The following is a 13,633-nucleotide window of genomic DNA, read 5'->3' on the forward strand; positions in this document are numbered from 1 at the left end:
CTCTCAAAATTCGATCAAGGCGACGACGAAGTGTACGACCAACACATACAGCGTTGTCCACAACACGGTCGAAGTGATCGCGTGACTGACATCGCTGGCAGAATCTTTTGGCGATAGCCCGCGATAGTAAGCAATGACCGCTGTCCCAAAACCACACAGCAAGTTCTTTGCCAACACCCACTTCCATCCCGCCAAGAACAGGCTGGTATCGCTCGTCAAATTCCGCAAAAAATGTTGCTGCCAAAAATGGGGGCCGATCGATGGATAGGCAGCAACAAAGGTCACCACACTGATCATCTTCGCAGCCGAAAAGGACAGCCACTGCAGCATCGGCGTTGCGATCAAGAAGGCAATCACGATGGGCAATAAGAGGTAGGCTCTTGGCTTCACCCCGAGTGTCCGTAGCGCATCGACTTGGCCACCGTAGCGTTTGACCCCCACGTCCGCTGCCACGGCCGCACCGCAACGGGCAGCGATCAAAACCGTCGCCAAAACCGGGACGAGAATTCGATACAGTGCGAAACCGACCGAGGCGAGCAATTCATCGATCAGTAGCGGCTGGGTGTAGGCCCGAAATGGCAGGAACCGAAAGGTGAAATAGGTGCTGGTGAATCCAATGATTAAACCCGCCAAGATCAAGTAAACCCAAGCCGACGGGCCGCCAACCAATCGCAAATAATGCAGAACAAAACGTAGCCCCCAGCGCAGATGGGGAAAAACGGGACGAAGTTCGGAAGGCAAGCAAACCGTCGTTGCCAATGCCGATCCGGTTGCGGCCAGGAAATCATCGACAGCTCGTCGCGCGAGAAGTGCGTACCGAGTTGCCCAGGAATGCGGTCGCGGCTCCGGAACCCCTTGTTCATCGAATTGAACCGGCTTCATCCGCTCGGGAACCCGTGCCCATTGATCCTTGGGAATCGGCAATAAACGCTTCTGCTGGGAATCGAGCAACAGCACTTCATCGGCAATCGGTAGCAGCGTGTCATAGTCATGCGTCACGACAATGCTGGTTCGACGATGCATCGCTTGGGTGTGGCGAATCAGTTCGGCGACCTTTCGACCACTCGCTGCATCAAGCCCACTGGTGGGTTCATCATAAAGGATCACTTCCGGATCGGCGGCTAACGTTCGCGCGATGGCGAGCCGCTGTTTCTGGCCACCGCTCAAAGCGGCAACCCCGGTCTGCATTGGGACACCGAGTTCATCAAGCCACTCGGGCGCCGACTGCAACGGAGGCTTCTTCGGATCGCTGCGATGATCGATCGCAAATTGGACATTCGCTGTTGGTGACAACTCATCAAACAACGCGAATTGTTGAAACACGATCCCTACCCGTTTCGCCAGATTCGACGACCGAGTGGTTTCTGCGGCGGGCTCGCCAAGATCGATTTGACCGGTCCAAGAGATCACCTCACCGTCGCTGGGCAGCAAACCCGCCAAGGCACGGAGCAACACGGACTTCCCCGCGCCGCTGCCGCCGACAATCACCGTGATCTTGCCGGCTGCGATCGTCACATTCGTGTCGGTGATCAGAACTCGCGACCCCGCCCGAATCTCGAGATCGATCAGCCGTAGCGGCAGCACCGATTTTTCGTCATCAGGTTGGGTATCGTTCATGGTCGCCCTCCCTCGCTGCCCGATCCGGTTTCCGACGCCAAATACACAACGGGGTAGACCATCGAATCGGTGGCCTTGACGATCTGGATCAGTTCCTCGGAGGCGGTGTCCGTTCGGTGGCGAGCCACCAACCAACGACGGTCTTTTCCAAAGATCTGGTTTCGCAACACTCGTGCGAACATCGGATCGATTCCGGTCTGCTGGGAACCAAAAAGCTCGTCACCGATTTTGCGGACAACCGGCTCCATTCGCTCTCCCGCCATCTCGATCGCTTGCTTGGCTTCGTCGCTTTGCCACACACGGCCCCAGACTTGTCGGACATTTTGGTTGTCCACCAGCGTCTCTTTTAAAACCGCTTTGACCAACGCTTGCGCCTCGGGGTCATTCGAAAGCTGCTTGAGCACGTCCGCCAATTCGCTTCGCACCTTTGGGTTTGCCGCGGTTTCCGCTAAGATCTTCTGGACACTTTCCACAATCTCGTCCACATGCCGTTCGAACACCGGCACGGCTTCTTGCTCGACAAAACGCCGCCATTCTTCTTGGACAAGATTCTGCTCCGGCAGCGGCGCGCGATCGTATACCGCTCGCCAACCGAACCGCCAAACCGACGCGCGATTCCAAACGTCGCGGCCAATTGCTTCCGCCGTGGGCTGACCGTGCTGACGAACGATCGGCAGTATCTCTTGGCGGGCTAACGGGATCAGCCGATCGCTGACGACTTCGTCGTTCCAACGGTCCGCAAGATGCTCGACCTCGGCGTGATGACGAGCAATTGATTTTCGAAATTCCTCCTCGATCACCGGCAACGATTCCTCGATGCTCTGCTGAACGAGCGGAACGAATGCATTGGAGAATTCCTGCCCATGTGCGTTGAACGCCGCCGCCAGTTGCTGCTGGATACGCAGCCGTTTTTCGGCTGGAAGCATGATCCGAACCACATCCTCTAAACGGCCTGCGTTGCGATAGTAGACCAGCTCGAATTCGGATGCCGACAAGGTTGGGTCATACCATGTCAAACCAATCCGATTGGCCGACGATCCCTCTGATCGTAGCCCCGTGACGTATCCCGATTGTTTCCAAACCCCTTCCTCGGTTTGCCTAAAAACCGGATCGTATTTCTGCAAGGTCTTGGTTGGGTCGCTCGCAACCAGATGGGTTGAATTGCCGAACAAGAATGCAGCGAACTCGTTGCGATGATCCGACCCGGATGACCGCGTCGTTGCGGAATAGGCGTAAAACAGTGACAAGGTGATCAAGCACCAAAACAAGATTCCAAGCGATCGCCGGGACGTTCGGTTCATCAAGAGACAATCCCATTTGACGCGGGCAAGAAAAGAAGCGGAGGAGCAATCGGACGTGATCGAGTTTTCGCTATGCATGATAGCGTTTTCGCTCGGTATGCCCCAGCTCTCGTGGACCGCCAAGGTAAAAACTGCGAGTGGGGACGTAGTGGACTTCGCCAGAAGTCCCTAAGAACATTTGAGTTACGGATTTCTGACGAAATCCACTACCCTAAAATTTAATGCTGACGGTCCACTAGGTTGCGGCGTTCACCCTCTGGTCAAAACCACGAACCAATGCTTGGTACACCGGCCCCGCCTTTCGCAGATCGGTCGACTGTCCGGCAATCTGACGAGCGAACCAAATTCCGGTGTCGGTGCCCATGCAGAGAATCTCCTTCGCCGCGACAAATCGATCTTTCGAGATCCGCTCTTTTCGCCAAACGAGCCCTTGCTGCTGAGCGACGGATTCCATTGCCTGCTGAGTGATGCCACCGAGTATTTGGCCACGGAGCGGCGAAATAATCATGCCCTCTTCAACAATTGCCAAATTCGCAATGCTCGTTTCAGTGACCGTACCATCGGCGTCAACCAAAATACCGCTGGCGTCCGTATCGTATTGGCGAGCGAGTTGATCCGCATGGTAATAGTGGATTCGCGAACGCACCTTAAGCGATCGAGGCCACGTCGCGTCGGGTGGCTGAACGACGTCGGTGACCAACAACACTTGCCCCTGCTCGCGGCGATGATGCACCCGCACGTGATCGATCTGGTTCAGGTGCAGACCCAACGTCGCGCGGCAGGCTCCGATGATTCCTGGTGTTGCAAACCATGTGATGCCAACATCCCCCTGAGCAGCGATCCAATCGACGTTGCGGTGGAATAGCTCTGCAACCAGTGCTTCGGTTTCTGCTTTCCCCGGCAAGCCCGCCAATTTCAAATACTCGGTCGTCCGCTGCCAACGGTCCCAGTGCTGCGGAAACGAAAAGACGTTTCCGCCGTACGTGCGAAGCCGTTCAACCGCGGTGACTCCTTGGCGAAAACCCAAGTCGTCTGGCGACAGCCGGATCTCGGCGTAGGGAATCCAATCACCACAAAAAAACGATACGTGGCTTGCCGTGCTTCCCCTAGGACTCATCATCCGACTTCACGAGTTCTGCATCTTTGAGCTTGAATGCTCGATGAGTCGATTCGTCCGCCGAGGGGAAATCATCGGGAATCGGCTGGGTGACCTTTCCCGTGGCTGCCCACTCTACACCTCGCGTGAACGAGACGATGAAACCGACGCCTTCGCACGAGTAGTCGTCATGGCCGAGCGTGGTATGAAAGACGCGTCCCTTTCCATAATCGATGACCATCAAGATTGGCTCATGACGGTCCGTCGGCGCTTTGCCCGACATGTCCTTTCCCGTCGCCAATACCGTCATGTTTTCGGCCGGCCCGCGTAGCTTTGCATAGCACTCATCCTTGGTCGTCATCCATACCTCAGGCATCCCCTTGGTGATCGGATGATCGGCAACTCGAACGGTAATGGGAATCAAATGTGCGGGACCATGAGCCCCACTGCCGCCCGGCGACCCATCACGCACCAATTCACCTTCGTTGGTGTAATAGACATAGGGACCGTCCTTCTCATTTCGGTTCCCCCACCCGCCGAGCCCAATCATGAGGTTGAACTCTTTCCATGTGGGAAACGAATTGTCGGCGGCATGCACCGACACGAAACCGCCGCCTGCTTCCATGTATGCTTCCAGTGCCTGTTGCGTGCTCTCGGGCCAATCGGCCGCCTTCCAACCAAAGTTTGAAATCACAACATCGTAATCCTCAAACTTGGGTCGGAACATTGGATCGGTCTTGGGTTCTTTCAAATTCTCGGTTTCGCCGACGCCTGCCAATGGCAAATACGCTTCTTCTCGCTCCGCTTTCCATGTGTAACGCGTTCGGTCAATCTCAACCTCAAACAGTCCTGTTTCTTCCAAGTACTGCTTCATCATGATTGTCGATTTGGGCCAGACAAGATGATTGTTTTGGCCATCAATGATCAAGGCACGGATCTTGGCTTCGGCGGTCGGGCAGCACAGGACCGTCATACCGACAAAGCAAGCCAGGATTGTTTTTACTTTCGACATTTTTGCTCACCGCTTGAGTGGGAAAGGAAAGGAAAGGAAATGGAAGGGAATGGAAGGGAAGGAGCCAAAGCACGACTTTCGCCGTTTTCCCGGGGGGCAACTCGCCTCGTTCTATGTTTGAGGGCGATTGTTCAACATTCTTGAAACCGACGCCGTACCATGCGAAAGTCAAACGAAGGAAACGTTATTCAACTCGATTGCATCCGGGATTGCTAGCCCGGACCGACTGCGAGGCAGTCAACCCTGACTTCATTGGCACCTGGCGTGTACCTCCTGCTTGGGGGTTTGCTGCAGGCTCCGGCTTACGGCGCCATGCGTACTATTGTTGAGAGGGGGAAACGCTGCTTTTGTTCCAGCCACCAGGGGCCTTCCGCTCAATACCGCTCAAACGAGATTCGCTTTTGTTAGCGGAGCGGCGCGAGCCGCCCGGTTTTACGATGGAATTGGCGAGGCCTCGACACCGGCCTGCTTGCGCCGTGCCGCTATCCTTGGACCTCGATTTAACGGTGTTGGCCCTCCGCCGGCACCTCATGCCACAGAGCGGTCAAGGATAGGTTCACATCGATAATGAAGAACGCCAAACAGACGATCAGGCTGACCATACACAGGATGAACAGAAAGATGATGAACGGCACAATGCTGAGCTGAAACAACGCAGCGATAAAGAGGCTGATGATCAGCAGCGCCGCGACAAGCACGCTCATGACACCAAACGCAATCCCCGCGCGAATCATCCTGGCACGGCTGCATAGAATCTGTAACTGATCGAGAATCCGCTCCTGGTCGCCACTGCCAGCCTCAACCCGAACGGCATGGGCAAGCAGTCGCGCTCGATCGATCACACGGCCAATTCGGTTGGTCATGCTCAGCAAGATCAAGCCGACGCCCGAAATCAGGATCACGGGCCCAATCGCAAATTGAAGGATGGGGATCAGTTCGTGTAGTGACATAGGGCTTGATCGTCAAAGGACCTATCGACGATTTCCCGTCAGAATGAAGACGTAATAGGCCAACGTCATGATCGACTGTAGTGTTGCCGCCACGTAGGTCAATGCTGCTGCGTTGAGCACCTTGGCAACGTATTGTTCTTCGTTGCCCGCAATGATTCCCTGAGCAACCAATTCTTCGCGAGCCCGCGAACTGGCGTTGAACTCGACCGGCAAATTGATCACTTGGAAGAACACCACGGCGGCGAACAGAATCACGCCCACCCACGCCAAAGCGGGCATGTGCAGCATCAGGCCACCGAACAGCATCCACATGCCGGCCCCCGACCCAAAATTGGCCGCGGGGACTGCCATGTTGCGAATCATTAAGGGGGCGTATTGATGAGCGTCCTGAAACGCATGCCCGGCTTCGTGACAGGCAACGCCGACCGCCGCCATGTTGCGGCCATTGTAAACGTCACTGCTGAGCCGCAGCACTTTCGCACGTGGATCGTAGTGGTCGCTCAACCTGCCATCGATCTGCTCGATGTCGACCGAGTGCAACCCACCGTTGTCGAGCATCAGCCTTGCCGCTTGGTATCCGCTCATTCGCGACGGAACTTCGCTCATCTGCGAAAACGCGGACTTCACTTTCCACTGAGCGTAAAGACCCAGTAAAAACGGCGGAATCACGAACAGGAAGTAAAGCATCATGGCTACGGAACTCTTTCAACGGTTACATTCGATAGTACCCCTCGGTTCGGCACGGTCAAAACGACAGTCCGCAGAGGGCGAAACCCAAGTATAAGCAACTTCGGGACCATTGGGTTTGCAATCACGACTTTTCGGCGATTCAACGGCTTGAGAGGTTAGAAAAACGGATGAGTTCGTAGCTGACATGAAGAAGGCAGCCACGTTCCATGAGGTGGGATTAGTTGTGGGGCAAGTCGAAGTCGCCAGTCAAATCACGCCACACACAGTGAATGTGATTTGCGGGATTCCCGGATGCGTCCGCTTGCGTGTTGACGAACTCGATCAGGAACCCCTCTCCCCGAACGCGGTAATAGTGGCCGATACCTGGCTTGGTCGCTCCAGCCCATGCGAAATGGACTTTGTCCCACCCGCTCGACTGGATTGCATCACGGCGCTGCTGGGCAATCGGATCAGGTGCCGCATCGGTATAGACACGGACCAACCGCGTCAACAGTTCGGCTTGATCTTCGCTCAGTCGTCCGAACCGAATTCCTTCGGGCTCACCGACGTCTGCCTGCGGCTCGCCTGCGAAACGAATCTCTGCCGGCGCCTTGTTCGCAATGATCGCACTTTCGGCTTGCTGCGCGTTCAAGCCATTGACCAATTCGAAGCCAAGCGTTTCCTCTTCCCTGAGCACGCGAGTCCCTTTGCCGAGGGGCCCTTCCACGTCGCTTTGGATCGTCGCCGGGTTCGATGCGAAAAACTGAGGCGTGCTGTCGACCAGCTGTCCACCACGACAGCTAAAATTCAGCGACATGTGGTGGCCTTCGAAGCTAAGGCCCCATGGTTCGGTCTCACTCGGCGCCCCGAAGAGGGTCACGTAATACTTCTGTGGGTCACGGCGTGATTCGCTGCCGGGGCCTTCGAGCTGACGCAACACCCCTTCGAGCAGCATGATTTGACTCGCCTTTTCATAGCCTGCTTCACTCAGCGCGGCACGCAACAGCCGCAACGCCGCGGTCCGCTGAGCCGTGTTCATGTCCTTCAAGGGCAACCCTTTTCGCGTCGGCTTGGGGATGAAATGCCACGCCAAACGCTCGGCAGAATCGTAGGGCATCCTTGCAATCGCCAATTGGTCGTCATCGAGTGAATCCAGAAAAGCCGATCCGAACGACTGCATCTGCTGTCCCGGCGGATCCGCGACTTTCATGCCAACCAAGACACACAACGAGGCCAAACACAAAGTGGACATGCACAGCACGGAAAGACGAAAACGGGTCAATCGCATAGGGTTCCCAACAGAAAGAAGTGATGAGGGTTTGTTCGATTCTAAGAAAAGGACGCAGCAGTGTGAGAGCAATTTAGCAGATATCCGCTGCGAATGGGTCGGAATAAATTGACGTTCCAACAACATCGCCCCTCTGCGTGGGAGTTGAGTGCCCGCTTGGATGCAAACGATGCTACCGATCGATGAAGTCTGGCAAGAAGGAGCTGCCGCTGATCCAGCGACGGATGGCCACCTGCCAAAAAACAAGGCGGCTTGCCGGTGAGAGATGCATACGCATGCTCTCCGCCGACGTTTCCTGGCCGCTCCTTGAATAATATTTTCAACAAAACAAAGGTTCTATAGGCGGCATATCCTTCCTTATTCGCATCTAGCGGATTAGGATATCACTGTGAGACGTGTTTGGACGATAATGAGGCGTAGAGGACTGCCTGGTTGGCATTTTGCGACAACGGATGTCGGCTTGATGACGCAAAAACTAGGCATCCAAAAGAACGTTTTTTTCGCAAGTTGTTTTATGTAAATGACTTACGGGCAAAACCGAGAAGTAAGCATGAGACAAGGCATACCGCTTGCAGTGAACCAAGGTATTCCCGCAGTTGTCAAAGTGGTCGAGAGTCCGCTGCGACAACATAACGCAGCCCTTTGGCGACGTTAACGCCTTTTATCCACTGACCGGTTTGCTTACCTTATCACCTTGCGACGGACCGCGACCCAGGAGCTTCCTCCGATGACTACTTCAAGCGAACATCGAGCGCCAACGCCCGAAGAAGGCACTTGGCACGCTTTGACGGCGACCTTATCACCGCAATCCACCGACCAGTTCGACGAGTGGGTCAGCGAGCAATTGCAAGATCTCGAGGAGCATCTTCGCGAGTTTGTCTCGCCTCGATCGCTGCAAAAGAGCCTGCGAGGGTAGGCTGCAAAATTGCAAGGTGAGACACACGCAAGAAAAATTGAACCGGAACCGCGATTGATCGGTTCCGCGTTGGTGCATGCTTTGGTAAATTCCCGGCACTCGACGGATGGGTGGCCGAGTGGACGAAGGCACCAGTCTTGAAAACTGGCGTAGGGGTGACTCTACCGTGGGTTCGAATCCCACCCCATCCGCTCTCTTCTGCGGTTTCTCTCGCAAATAACGGAAGTTTTGCTTCCTCTTGCCCTCGCCTGCAATTTGTTGTGCAATTTTGCTGCAATTTCATATGGGCTCGGCTTCTGCCGAAGAGGATTGCCATCCTCGTTCAAAGTCATCGTTCGTTTACCTTGGTAGTCGTCCTGCCAAACACCCAGCAGCATACGGCGGGTCTTTTCGCCCTCGGACTCTGGCTTTACGTCTTCGATTGAGTTCGTTGGGGGCGTGACGTTGGCAATGCCATCGTTTTGCGATGGATGCGTCGTCGTCAGCATCCAGTAGGCGATCCCACCGGAAAGTAAGGCAAGGATCAGAAGCAGTAGCAAAACTATTCTGGGTTTCATGGCGAGGTCTTCATTCATGCCGCACGCTCAAGGATCGAAACAAGGATCGTCTTGAATGGCTTTCATGGATTCATCAATGGACAGTGCATCGTACATGCCCACCCATTCGCCGGTGTACCTCATGAAGTAGAGTGCGAACGTGCCATTGCCAAGATATTCCAGCCTTGCGAATTTCGAATCAAACGTCGAATATGCGTTGTTCGGATCGGGGCAGGTATAGGTTGAAATGAAGTAGAAATAGTTTCTGAACCATTTCGCATGGATGTCCGAAATGTAGTTAAACTTCTCGTCTGTTTTGGGTGGCAAAACGTGCTTCGGTTTCAACACATTCTCAATCAAGTCTTTGGCTTCAGCTTCCACTTGCGACTTGATCGAAGCGGGGATGACAACTTTCTTCTTTGCCGGTCGGATATTCCACGGCTCTCTTGGTTTTGACATTGACATTACTCTTTGCCCACTCACTGGTGGTACTTTTCTTTGAGTGACTTTAGCTGAGAGGAGGTTAAGGTGAGTAGATTTTCCACGGCCCGATTGCGGCGACTCCTAAAGCCAGCAGGTATCGATTTCTTGCCGCAGGATTCATGGCTGCTGATCGGCCCCAAGTGGCAGAGCGTAATCTTCGAGGATGGCTTGGACGATGGGCTTCAGGTTCATGGTCTCTTCTCTGCCGGTCTCGTATGCCAATAAGCCCACAGAATAAAGACGCCCTGTAACGGAAGTCGGAGCAGGTGAACGAGCGGCGAAGCCGGGAGAATCTCCTGATGCTGGTAGAGATATACGGTGGCAGGAAACACGGCGATCAACAGGGCGATGATTCCCCACGCCGCCAAATGAGAACATTTTGACCGGCAAGCCAGATCAGCCGGTGATCATCAACTGTGTTTGGCGTTTTCTCCGCTCTGTAGAAGTTGAAACGAATTCCTTCGGACTCACCGACAGCAATGACTTTGGCATCTAGTTCCAGTGACCTTTCCCAACTGCCGAATTTTCTGGTGCGATACTCTTTGCGACTGATGCCTTCCTTTGGCATCGTCGGGTTGAGTTGGAATGGATGCCAGTGAACCTGCACGTCGTGCTGACCATCAATGGCAGCAATCGCCTTCTCAAGTCGCCGTTTGCCGATGTAGCACCACGGACAGATCACATCAGAAATCACATCGACGAAAAGATTCATTGCAACTCCCCGCTTAGCGATAAAAGTCGATCCAGCTTAAGGTAATCGACTTCGGATTGTCCTCAAACAAGGCTTTGGGCAACTTCATCTCGAAGTAGCCTTCCTTCAGCGGAATCGTTTTCACTGGTTTCCCATCCTTGCCGACCATGCGAATCTCCATCCAGTACGGATGCTTCGAGTCCAGTGGTGAATCTTCCTTGCCGTCCTTCCAGAGCCGCACCTTGCCATCCTGACTCGAAACCGAAGCTTCAAGCGTGATCTTGCCATCCGTGACTTTGAATTTCTCTAGTCCCTTCAGACGCAACCGCAACATTACGGTGGTCGGCCAATTCTCGCCGCTGCGTTCGATGATTGCCTGACTGATCCCAACTGGGCTTTGGACTGTAAAGTGTGTCTTGCCCTCTTCGACTTTGACTTCAACTTTGTCGTCATCACGCTTTGTTGTGATCCTGAATGGCAGGTCATCCCCGTAAGCGGTGACGCAACTCGTCAGTCCTACGATGGCAGGCAAGAAAAGGAACGTAATTGCCAGAAAGTTTGACACGGTGGCTACTTCAACTCGAATCGTCTCAAATGGCTTCTTCATTGCGCCAATTCTATCGGAGCAAGCAACGCCGGGATAGACTTGGCGAGCATTATCTTGGAGAACATTACCATGGAGAACACGATGACGATTTCACGACGACAATTTTGCGGAGCAGTTGGAGCGAGTCTCACCGTAGCCAACGCAAACTTGTTCGCTGATGAGCCGAAGCCCAAGCCGCTTCGAGTGATCGCCTACAACATTTATAAGCTGACTGGCTGGCCAAACGAACGTAACTTGGCGAAGCAAGCTGTTGCCAAAGGCCAGATGGCAAGGCGGCTGGCGATGGAGCTAGCTCTCTATGACCCCGATATCATCAACTTCTCAGAATCACCCAGCGAAAAGCTCACCAAGGAAGTTGCCGAACTGCTGGGAATGAATCACGTTCGATTCCCCAGCGGCGGCAATTGGCCGGGAACACTGCTGAGTAAATTCGAGATCATCGAGTCTCAGAACGCACCAATGAAGACCGAGAGACCTAAAGAGTTGTTCACCCGACATTGGGGAAGAGCTACGGTCAAATTGCCGAGCGACGAAAAGCTGATCGTGCATTCGGCACATCTTTACCCGACCGCCGATCCCACGGTTCGACTGAGAGAGATTCGAGCGATGATCGAATCAATGAAACCGGATCTCGATGCCAAACGGTCGATGCTTTTGATCGGCGATCTGAACCACGGCCCCGACACTGATGAGTACAAACTTTGGATTGACGCTGGTTGGGTGGATACGTTCGCCAAGGTTGGGAAAGGCGATGGCCCCACGATAAAGTCTGACATTCCCCAGTGGCGAATCGATTACGTCATGGCGGCTGGACCAATCGCAGATCGGGTTGTTGAATCGAAGCCGTTGTTTGAGGGAGCTTTTCGGCTGAATATAAACGACGAGGAATCCTTTGCGTTGAGTGATCACTTGCCGCAGTTGGCTGTGTTCGAGTGGAAATAGGGAAACGACAATGAGCAGCGACGACAAAATCTCGTCACGCCTAAACGATGTGATGGCTTCTATCATTTGCCCCATAGCCGGTTGTTGGCTGATCAAGGAAATGGATCAGTGGGATGTAGGAGATGAATTGGATGAAACCCAGCCTTGTTCTCAAGTTCGTCCGCCAGTTGTTGCAGTTCTTCAACCGAGACCTTCTGCGATTTTTGGAAACTGAAACGTTCCCTGTTCAAGTCTTCGATACCAGATGGCGAGTCCGTCACCGTCCCAGTACAAGATCTTCATCTTGTCACATCTTCGATTGATAAACAGAAACAGTTGACCGGACAACGGATCCATTTTCAGAACAGAGGTAACAAGTCCACAAAGCCCATCGAATCTGTATTGCCTCAGCTGAATCTGGAGTTGTCCGCTGATCGAGTTATTCTATGGTTCCAGCACACTACGATTAGTGTTCGTGGTCGCCGTGAGCCTCTTCGGTAAAGTCACCGGAATAGGGCGTGCCGTCGACTACTCCACCAATCGTTCCTGCATATTCCTGAACGACGCCTAGACTCGCGTGGTTACCGATGAAGCGTGACGCTTTGCCTGCTGGGTCGCTGCTTTGTGGTGCAGCTTTCAGACTCACTTGCATTACGGGATCATTGATGCTCAGATCGATCGACTCGGCTTCGATGGGAACGGGCGACTTCTCGTCGGCACCGAGGATATAAACTGTGCCTTCTTGCTTGTCGTGATCGACGGTGAATTCGACATGATATTTACCACCACCCCAATCGGCGATGGTGCCATCGTGTGGCCCCACACCGTGCGCTCCGTGCGGCGCGTGTTCGGTGCCATCGGCATGGACGTGCGTACCATCGTCATTGGACGCCGCCGCTTCGGGAGCCGACGTCGCTGGGGTTCCTGCGTCCTTGCAGCCGGCGAAGCTTAAGACGCACGCGGTTGTCAAGAGAGTGAACATCGTAGTTGAAAGTTTCATAATTTGTTTCCTGTAAGTGTTTTGAGTGTTGGCAAATTGTTTTGAACAGTAAGTTGAGACGTTGATCGCCCCTACGGATTCGTTGTTAATTCGATCACTTCATTCCAAATTCGCCCTCCTCCGTTTCGTGTAATGCCAAGTAGGCAGCGTCCTTTCCACTGAATTTCCAAAACAATCCAGGATGGATCAGAAATTCGCAGAATGTAGACGTGATTAGTCCGCCGAGAATCACGGTAGCGACGGGATACAGTATTTCCCGTCCAGGCTCTTGGCCACCAAGCACCAACGGCATCAAACCAATGCCTGCAGTTAATGCTGTCATCAACACGGGAGCGAGTCGTTCGAGGCTACCTCGCATGATCATCGCTTGCGAAAACTCTTCGCCCTCTTCCTGCATCAAATGAAAGTAATGTGTCACTAACAAGATGCCGTTTCGGACCGCGATGCCCCCGAGCGAAATGAAACCAACGAGACTGGCCACGGTCAAATTTTGTTGTGTAATCACCAACGCCATCACGCCACCAATGAATGCAGTGGGTAAGGCAT

General features: G+C 53.9%; 18 protein-coding genes and 1 tRNA gene. 5 read left to right on the forward strand and 14 right to left on the reverse strand.

The annotated features are described in order from the left end of the window. Positions 1 to 3: 3 nt before the first annotated feature. The 7 genes from Poly41_RS09940 to Poly41_RS09970 all read right to left on the reverse strand — a co-directional run bounded on the left by Poly41_RS09940 (position 4) and on the right by Poly41_RS09970 (position 7,897). A complete protein-coding gene (locus Poly41_RS09940; RefSeq protein WP_146526007.1) occupies positions 4 to 1,617 on the reverse strand; it encodes an ABC transporter permease in 1,614 nt (537 codons plus the stop codon). After that, positions 1,614 to 2,918: a hypothetical protein gene (locus Poly41_RS09945; RefSeq protein ID WP_146526008.1), complete on the reverse strand. Its 1,305-nt coding sequence runs from the start codon at positions 2,916 to 2,918 to the stop codon at positions 1,614 to 1,616. Before Poly41_RS09945 ends, Poly41_RS09940 begins: the two co-directional genes overlap by 4 nt. Before the next feature lie 235 nt (positions 2,919 to 3,153). After that, positions 3,154 to 4,038 (reverse strand): aminotransferase class IV, encoded by an 885-nt coding sequence (locus tag Poly41_RS09950; protein ID WP_146526010.1) that lies wholly within the window; start codon positions 4,036 to 4,038, stop codon positions 3,154 to 3,156. After that, complete coding sequence (locus Poly41_RS09955; protein ID WP_146526011.1) at positions 4,025 to 5,026, reverse strand: ThuA domain-containing protein; 1,002 nt, start codon at positions 5,024 to 5,026, stop codon at positions 4,025 to 4,027. The genes Poly41_RS09950 and Poly41_RS09955 overlap by 14 nt, the downstream gene beginning before the upstream one ends. Positions 5,027 to 5,526: 500 nt before the next feature. Next, complete coding sequence (locus tag Poly41_RS09960; protein WP_146526013.1) at positions 5,527 to 5,976, reverse strand: DUF2721 domain-containing protein; 450 nt, start codon at positions 5,974 to 5,976, stop codon at positions 5,527 to 5,529. 21 nt (positions 5,977 to 5,997) lie between these two features. After that, positions 5,998 to 6,666: a zinc metallopeptidase gene (locus Poly41_RS09965; protein WP_146526014.1), complete on the reverse strand. Its 669-nt coding sequence runs from the start codon at positions 6,664 to 6,666 to the stop codon at positions 5,998 to 6,000. A 217-nt stretch (positions 6,667 to 6,883) separates the two neighbouring features. Then, complete coding sequence (locus Poly41_RS09970) at positions 6,884 to 7,897, reverse strand: DUF3500 domain-containing protein (RefSeq protein ID WP_231615560.1); 1,014 nt, start codon at positions 7,895 to 7,897, stop codon at positions 6,884 to 6,886. A 763-nt stretch (positions 7,898 to 8,660) separates the two neighbouring features. Between Poly41_RS09970 and Poly41_RS09975 the strand changes: the two genes are divergently transcribed. Together Poly41_RS09975 and Poly41_RS09980 are read left to right on the forward strand one after the other, a co-directional pair. Further along, a complete protein-coding gene (locus tag Poly41_RS09975) occupies positions 8,661 to 8,849 on the forward strand; it encodes a hypothetical protein (RefSeq protein ID WP_146526018.1) in 189 nt (62 codons plus the stop codon). A 104-nt stretch (positions 8,850 to 8,953) separates the two neighbouring features. Further along, positions 8,954 to 9,040, forward strand: a tRNA-Ser gene (locus Poly41_RS09980). Here Poly41_RS09980 and Poly41_RS09985 read toward each other — a convergent pair. After that, complete coding sequence (locus Poly41_RS09985; protein ID WP_146526020.1) at positions 9,011 to 9,406, reverse strand: hypothetical protein; 396 nt, start codon at positions 9,404 to 9,406, stop codon at positions 9,011 to 9,013. The genes Poly41_RS09980 and Poly41_RS09985 overlap by 30 nt on opposite strands. Before the next feature lie 27 nt (positions 9,407 to 9,433). Continuing rightward, positions 9,434 to 9,844 (reverse strand): DUF3024 domain-containing protein, encoded by a 411-nt coding sequence (locus Poly41_RS09990; protein ID WP_146526022.1) that lies wholly within the window; start codon positions 9,842 to 9,844, stop codon positions 9,434 to 9,436. A 69-nt stretch (positions 9,845 to 9,913) separates the two neighbouring features. Between Poly41_RS09990 and Poly41_RS33915 the strand changes: the two genes are divergently transcribed. Beyond that, the gene (locus tag Poly41_RS33915) at positions 9,914 to 10,093 is read left to right on the forward strand and encodes a hypothetical protein (protein ID WP_197231199.1); all 180 of its coding nucleotides are present in this window, start codon (positions 9,914 to 9,916) and stop codon (positions 10,091 to 10,093) included. Positions 10,094 to 10,205: 112 nt separating this feature from the next. Here the strand turns inward: Poly41_RS33915 and Poly41_RS10000 are convergent, their stop codons facing one another. Continuing rightward, positions 10,206 to 10,580 (reverse strand): DsbA family oxidoreductase, encoded by a 375-nt coding sequence (locus Poly41_RS10000; protein WP_146526023.1) that lies wholly within the window; start codon positions 10,578 to 10,580, stop codon positions 10,206 to 10,208. Between the two features lie 13 nt (positions 10,581 to 10,593). Beyond that, a complete protein-coding gene (locus tag Poly41_RS10005) occupies positions 10,594 to 11,166 on the reverse strand; it encodes a hypothetical protein (protein ID WP_146526025.1) in 573 nt (190 codons plus the stop codon). 81 nt (positions 11,167 to 11,247) lie between these two features. Between Poly41_RS10005 and Poly41_RS10010 the strand changes: the two genes are divergently transcribed. Further along, positions 11,248 to 12,108, forward strand: a complete 861-nt coding sequence (locus Poly41_RS10010) for an endonuclease/exonuclease/phosphatase family protein (protein ID WP_146526027.1) — start codon at positions 11,248 to 11,250, stop codon at positions 12,106 to 12,108. A gap of 10 nt (positions 12,109 to 12,118) precedes the next feature. Then, a complete protein-coding gene (locus Poly41_RS33920; RefSeq protein ID WP_197231200.1) occupies positions 12,119 to 12,322 on the forward strand; it encodes a hypothetical protein in 204 nt (67 codons plus the stop codon). Here Poly41_RS33920 and tnpB read toward each other — a convergent pair. The 3 genes from tnpB to Poly41_RS10025 all read right to left on the reverse strand — a co-directional run. Further along, positions 12,289 to 12,444: an IS66 family insertion sequence element accessory protein TnpB gene (gene tnpB, locus Poly41_RS35635; RefSeq protein ID WP_146526029.1), complete on the reverse strand. Its 156-nt coding sequence runs from the start codon at positions 12,442 to 12,444 to the stop codon at positions 12,289 to 12,291. The two genes, Poly41_RS33920 and tnpB, sit on opposite strands and share 34 nt — an antisense overlap. A gap of 109 nt (positions 12,445 to 12,553) precedes the next feature. Continuing rightward, positions 12,554 to 13,087 (reverse strand): C40 family peptidase, encoded by a 534-nt coding sequence (locus Poly41_RS10020; protein ID WP_231615561.1) that lies wholly within the window; start codon positions 13,085 to 13,087, stop codon positions 12,554 to 12,556. A gap of 94 nt (positions 13,088 to 13,181) precedes the next feature. Continuing rightward, positions 13,182 to 13,633, reverse strand: a 452-nt coding sequence (locus tag Poly41_RS10025) for an efflux RND transporter permease subunit (RefSeq protein WP_146526505.1), incomplete at its 5' end; no start/stop codon positions are given.

This window comes from Novipirellula artificiosorum (assembly GCF_007860135.1).
GTDB lineage: Bacteria > Planctomycetota > Planctomycetia > Pirellulales > Pirellulaceae > Novipirellula_A > Novipirellula_A artificiosorum.

Excerpts from the sequence above, each read along its gene's own strand:
- Poly41_RS09970 (WP_231615560.1), bottom strand. The coding sequence starts at position 7,897 with ATGTCCACTTTGTGTTTGGCCTCGTTGTGTGTCTTGGTTGGCATGAAA.
- Poly41_RS10005 (WP_146526025.1), bottom strand. The coding sequence starts at position 11,166 with ATGAAGAAGCCATTTGAGACGATTCGAGTTGAAGTAGCCACCGTGTCA.
- Poly41_RS09950 (WP_146526010.1), bottom strand. The coding sequence starts at position 4,038 with ATGATGAGTCCTAGGGGAAGCACGGCAAGCCACGTATCGTTTTTTTGT.
- Poly41_RS10020 (WP_231615561.1), bottom strand. The coding sequence starts at position 13,087 with ATGAAACTTTCAACTACGATGTTCACTCTCTTGACAACCGCGTGCGTC.
- Poly41_RS10000 (WP_146526023.1), bottom strand. The coding sequence starts at position 10,580 with ATGAATCTTTTCGTCGATGTGATTTCTGATGTGATCTGTCCGTGGTGC.
- Poly41_RS10010 (WP_146526027.1), top strand. The coding sequence starts at position 11,248 with ATGACGATTTCACGACGACAATTTTGCGGAGCAGTTGGAGCGAGTCTC.
- Poly41_RS09965 (WP_146526014.1), bottom strand. The coding sequence starts at position 6,666 with ATGATGCTTTACTTCCTGTTCGTGATTCCGCCGTTTTTACTGGGTCTT.
- Poly41_RS09960 (WP_146526013.1), bottom strand. The coding sequence starts at position 5,976 with ATGTCACTACACGAACTGATCCCCATCCTTCAATTTGCGATTGGGCCC.
- Poly41_RS09955 (WP_146526011.1), bottom strand. The coding sequence starts at position 5,026 with ATGTCGAAAGTAAAAACAATCCTGGCTTGCTTTGTCGGTATGACGGTC.
- Poly41_RS09985 (WP_146526020.1), bottom strand. The coding sequence starts at position 9,406 with ATGAAACCCAGAATAGTTTTGCTACTGCTTCTGATCCTTGCCTTACTT.
- Poly41_RS09975 (WP_146526018.1), top strand. The coding sequence starts at position 8,661 with ATGACTACTTCAAGCGAACATCGAGCGCCAACGCCCGAAGAAGGCACT.
- Poly41_RS09990 (WP_146526022.1), bottom strand. The coding sequence starts at position 9,844 with ATGTCAAAACCAAGAGAGCCGTGGAATATCCGACCGGCAAAGAAGAAA.
- Poly41_RS09940 (WP_146526007.1), bottom strand. The coding sequence starts at position 1,617 with ATGAACGATACCCAACCTGATGACGAAAAATCGGTGCTGCCGCTACGG.
- tnpB (WP_146526029.1), bottom strand. The coding sequence starts at position 12,444 with ATGGATCCGTTGTCCGGTCAACTGTTTCTGTTTATCAATCGAAGATGT.
- Poly41_RS09945 (WP_146526008.1), bottom strand. The coding sequence starts at position 2,918 with ATGAACCGAACGTCCCGGCGATCGCTTGGAATCTTGTTTTGGTGCTTG.
- Poly41_RS33920 (WP_197231200.1), top strand. The coding sequence starts at position 12,119 with ATGAGCAGCGACGACAAAATCTCGTCACGCCTAAACGATGTGATGGCT.